This is a genomic window from Nonomuraea lactucae (genome assembly GCF_003313395.1).
In the GTDB taxonomy this organism is placed as follows: Bacteria; Actinomycetota; Actinomycetes; order Streptosporangiales; family Streptosporangiaceae; genus Nonomuraea; species Nonomuraea lactucae.
Map to the genome: position 1 here is coordinate 1 of NZ_QNFZ01000723.1, position 3,700 is coordinate 3,700.

The following is a 3,700-nucleotide window of genomic DNA, read 5'->3' on the forward strand; positions in this document are numbered from 1 at the left end:
CACCCAGGTCAAAACCCTCGCCGACACCCGCAACCTCACCCTCCGCCAAGCCGCCCACATCATCGGCGTCGGCCGGGTCGCCGAAGCACACCAGATGCGCGGCCTCTACCCCTGACAGCACCCCGTCTCGCGGCACGGCCGGCGACGGACCCGGCCCGGTGGTCAGTTGTGGAGAAAGGTCTTGGTCCTCGCCGGGCCGGTCGGCACGTTCGCCGTCGGCTGGCCGATCATCGATCCCCCCAGCTCACTGGGGCTCCTGCCGAACCACCTGGTGAAGATACGCTCGTAGGCGCCGTCCCGCTTGGCGGTGGCGATCGTCTCGTTGACGGCCCTGAGCAGCTCAGGGTCGGCCCCCTTCTTCAGGCCGATGCCGTACTGCTCGCCGGTGTCCAGGCTGGCGACGATCTCGAACTTCTTGGCGATCTCCGGTTTCTTCAGCCAGGTGAGGACGACGGGCAGGTCCTGCACGATCACGTCCGCCTGACCGGTCCGCAGGGCGAACAGCTGCTTGGCGGAGTCGGAGTATTCCGTGGGGACGAGCCCGGCCTTCCTGACGTGGTCGAGGCCGGTCGTGCTCGCCTGGGCCGCGAGGTTGAGATCCCTGACCAGCACGTCATCCAGCGACGTGACGCCCAGGCTCTTCTTGGCCAGCAACGCCTGGGTGGCGTCGAAGTAGGGCGCGGAGAAGTCGATGTTCCGCCTGCGCTCAGCGGTGATCGTCATGCCGGCGGCGGCGACGTCGCACTTGCCCTCGGCCATCGCCACACCGTTCTTGATCATCGAGAAGTGGAGGTCCACGATCTCGTGGGCCACGCCGAGCCGCTTTGCCACCAGGTCGACGATGTCCACGTCGAACCCGACGATCCTGTCGCCCCGTTTGAACTCGAACGGCTCGTACGTGAGGTTCGTGCACATCGTCAGCTTGCCCGGCTTGACGAGCCGGGGTTCGCCACCGTCCCGCACGAACGAGACCGGGGCGCCACACGCCGCGAGAACCAGCGCGCCGGCGCCGATCGTCAACACCCTCCGGAACATCGACCATCTCCATCTATTTCCGGGCGAGAATCTGCTAAAGCCTAGAAAGCGCGGTTTACGCAGGCCAAGGGTGTATTCATGCGCGTTGGCGAGGATCCATTGCGTGATCTCCGGGACCGCGCGGATCCATTGCGCCCGGCGATCGAGGGAGCCGACGACGAACGGCGATCACGTGGCCACAAGGCGCACAACGGATCGCAAGCGCCTGCGCCGGACACGCAACGAAACCGCGCGAGGACGCAATGTCAGCCGCTTGGCCTGCATGAACATACATTCCTAGGCTGTCTGAATCCTCCCCGTGCACCCCCCGCCATGCGGCGATCAATCGTATCCCGAACCGATCACAGAGGAGACGTCACCGATGGTTAGCGTCAGTATGGAGACGCCGGAGCAGACCGAAAGGCGTCTCCGCCGGGTGATCGCTCAGGCCGACCTCGTCGCGTTCGACGGCGTCTGGTGCTTCGAGGAGTCCCCCATCGACTGGCCGCCGGCGCTCACCGACGACACGCTCGCCGCGGTCCGCGACGAGCAGAGCTGGAGCCGCCTGGTCCGGCTCACCCAGAGGCACCAGGACGTCGAACGCTTCGGGATCTTCTCCTTCCACTTCCCCGCCGAGCTCGACAACAGCGGTTTCGTCGGCTGGCTCGCCGGCGTGCTCAAGGCGAGGCTGGGAACCGGTGTGTTCGTCATCTGCGGGAGCAACCGCGCGAGGGGCGGCGTCTACGACTACTGGGGCTGTCCGATCGACCTGCTCGACGACGCCCTCGCCGTGGTCGAGGCACTGCGGGAGGGCGCGCGATGAATCCGACGTGCCAGTGCGGCAACGAAACGACCCGCTGCGTCACCTGTGGCGAGCCACGCTGCGTAGCGTGCGACCCCTACCTGTCCGAAGACTGCGGCGGACAGGGCACCGAACCGAGATCATGAAGGAAGTCCTCAACCCCGACGGCGCCCGCTCGTTCGTCGTCATCGGAGAGACCAACCTCGCGCGCCGGGTGTGCGCTTCGCTGCTGGACGCGGCGCACACGGTCGCGCACCTCACGGAGCCCCGTGACGAGGAGCTCCGCTGCGCGATGTCGAGCGCGCCCGAGGCGGTGGCGGTGCTGCTGCACGACGATGTCGCGGCCCTGCGATACGCGCTGGCGGTCGCGCACATGTCCGGCCAGGTCCCGATCATTGTGACGATCTTCGATCGGACGGTGGCCGACGAACTGCTCCGCCTGCTGCCCCAGTGCCATGTCACCTCTCCGGCCGACCTGGTGGCCCCCACCCTGGCCGGGCCCTGCGCCGACACCGCCATCGCCGCCCTGCGGGGCGGCGGGCAGCGTGCCGAGGCGGTTCGGATGATCGACGGGGAGCTGGGCGCGGAGCCGTGGCAGCGCGAGCGGATGGGCCGGCGGTCCCGGCTGGGCGGGCTCGCGGGACAGCTGCGCCCGCATGACGCGGGCACCCGCATCATGCTCGCTGGGCTGGCGGGCATGCTCGCGGCGCTGCTCGGTGACTGGGCGTGGCTGCTCAGCCTGGGCGCCCACCCCGCGGAGGCCCTGTTCGACGCCGCCCGGGTGGTCGCGACCGTGGGACCGGCGACCGCGCCGCGGCACTCGTCCGCGTACCAGCTCGTGTCGAGTGCGATCATGCTGTGCACGGTCGTCTTCAGCGCCATGTTCACCGCCGGCGTCATCGACCGGATGCTCGGCCCCAAGCTGGTGGGACTGATCGGGCCCCGCACGGTGCCCCGCTCCGGGCATGTGATCGTCGTCGGCATCGGCCAGGTCGGGCTGCGGCTCTGCTGTGAGCTGCGGCGCCTCGGCGTGCCCGTCGTCGGGGTGGAGCGTGATCCGCACGCGCCGAACGTACGGCTCGCCCGCACCCTGGGCATTCCCGTCATGGTGGGACACGGCGGCGACCGCGCCGTCCTCGACCACCTGCATCTGGGCAGGGCGAGGGCGCTGGCCGCCGTCGGCTCCGACGATCTCGACAACATCGCCGTGGCCATCGCCGCTCAAGGAGTCTCGCCCGGCACCAGGGTGGTGCTCAGGGCCGGCGAGCACGAGGCGATAGCCGAGACCCGGTCCCTTCTTCCGCTGGGCACCATCCGCGACGTCACCAGCCTGGCGGCCGCGTACGTGCTGGCCCGCCTGCTGGGAGACCCCGCGACCGGCGTCGTCGCGCACCGGCACCGCATATTCGTGAGGTCGCCCGGCGGAACATTCGCGCCATGGCCGCTCGCGGCGCGCGACGGCTGCTCGCACGTGAACGTCGCGGTCCCGATCTGACGAAATCGCGCCTGGCGGGGCGGCGCTCGCAATGAATCCACACAGACCACCGAATCACACAACAAATCCCTACCAACACGCATGATCATCACCTTGGCCTGCGTAAACCCGCTTTCTAGGCTTTAGCCAATTCTCCCGGGCCACGGCACTCAACACCATTCCTGCTATTTACGGATATGTCCATAAATGGCGTCGGAGGTCGGTGCGGTGATGCCCGAAACAGTGTTCAGTGTTCGATCCGTAAGGAGGCCGTAGTGGGCCTGAGTAATCTTCTGACCCGGCGAGCGCTGAAAGGCGGCGCGATCGCCGTCGCGGGCGCGCTGGCTCTGGCGGCGTGTGGCGGCACCGGCACCTCCGCCGCCCCAGGGACCGGCGGCCCGGCCGCCTCC

Annotated in this window: 3 protein-coding genes; 2 read left to right on the forward strand and 1 reads right to left on the reverse strand. The window is 68.6% G+C overall.

The window, feature by feature from the left end; all coding sequences use genetic code 11:
* Positions 1-162: 162 nt before the first annotated feature.
* Positions 163-1,035: a substrate-binding periplasmic protein gene (locus DQW85_RS26090; protein WP_113702587.1), complete on the reverse strand. Its 873-nt coding sequence runs from the start codon at positions 1,033-1,035 to the stop codon at positions 163-165.
* A 361-nt stretch (positions 1,036-1,396) separates the two neighbouring features.
* Here DQW85_RS26090 and DQW85_RS26095 point away from each other — a divergent pair, with 361 nt between their 5' ends.
* Positions 1,397-1,837, forward strand: a complete 441-nt coding sequence (locus DQW85_RS26095) for a DUF6196 family protein (protein ID WP_113702588.1) — start codon at positions 1,397-1,399, stop codon at positions 1,835-1,837.
* Positions 1,838-1,958: 121 nt separating this feature from the next.
* A complete protein-coding gene (locus DQW85_RS26100) occupies positions 1,959-3,311 on the forward strand; it encodes a potassium channel family protein (protein WP_113702589.1) in 1,353 nt (450 codons plus the stop codon).
* Positions 3,312-3,700: the final 389 nt, after the last annotated feature.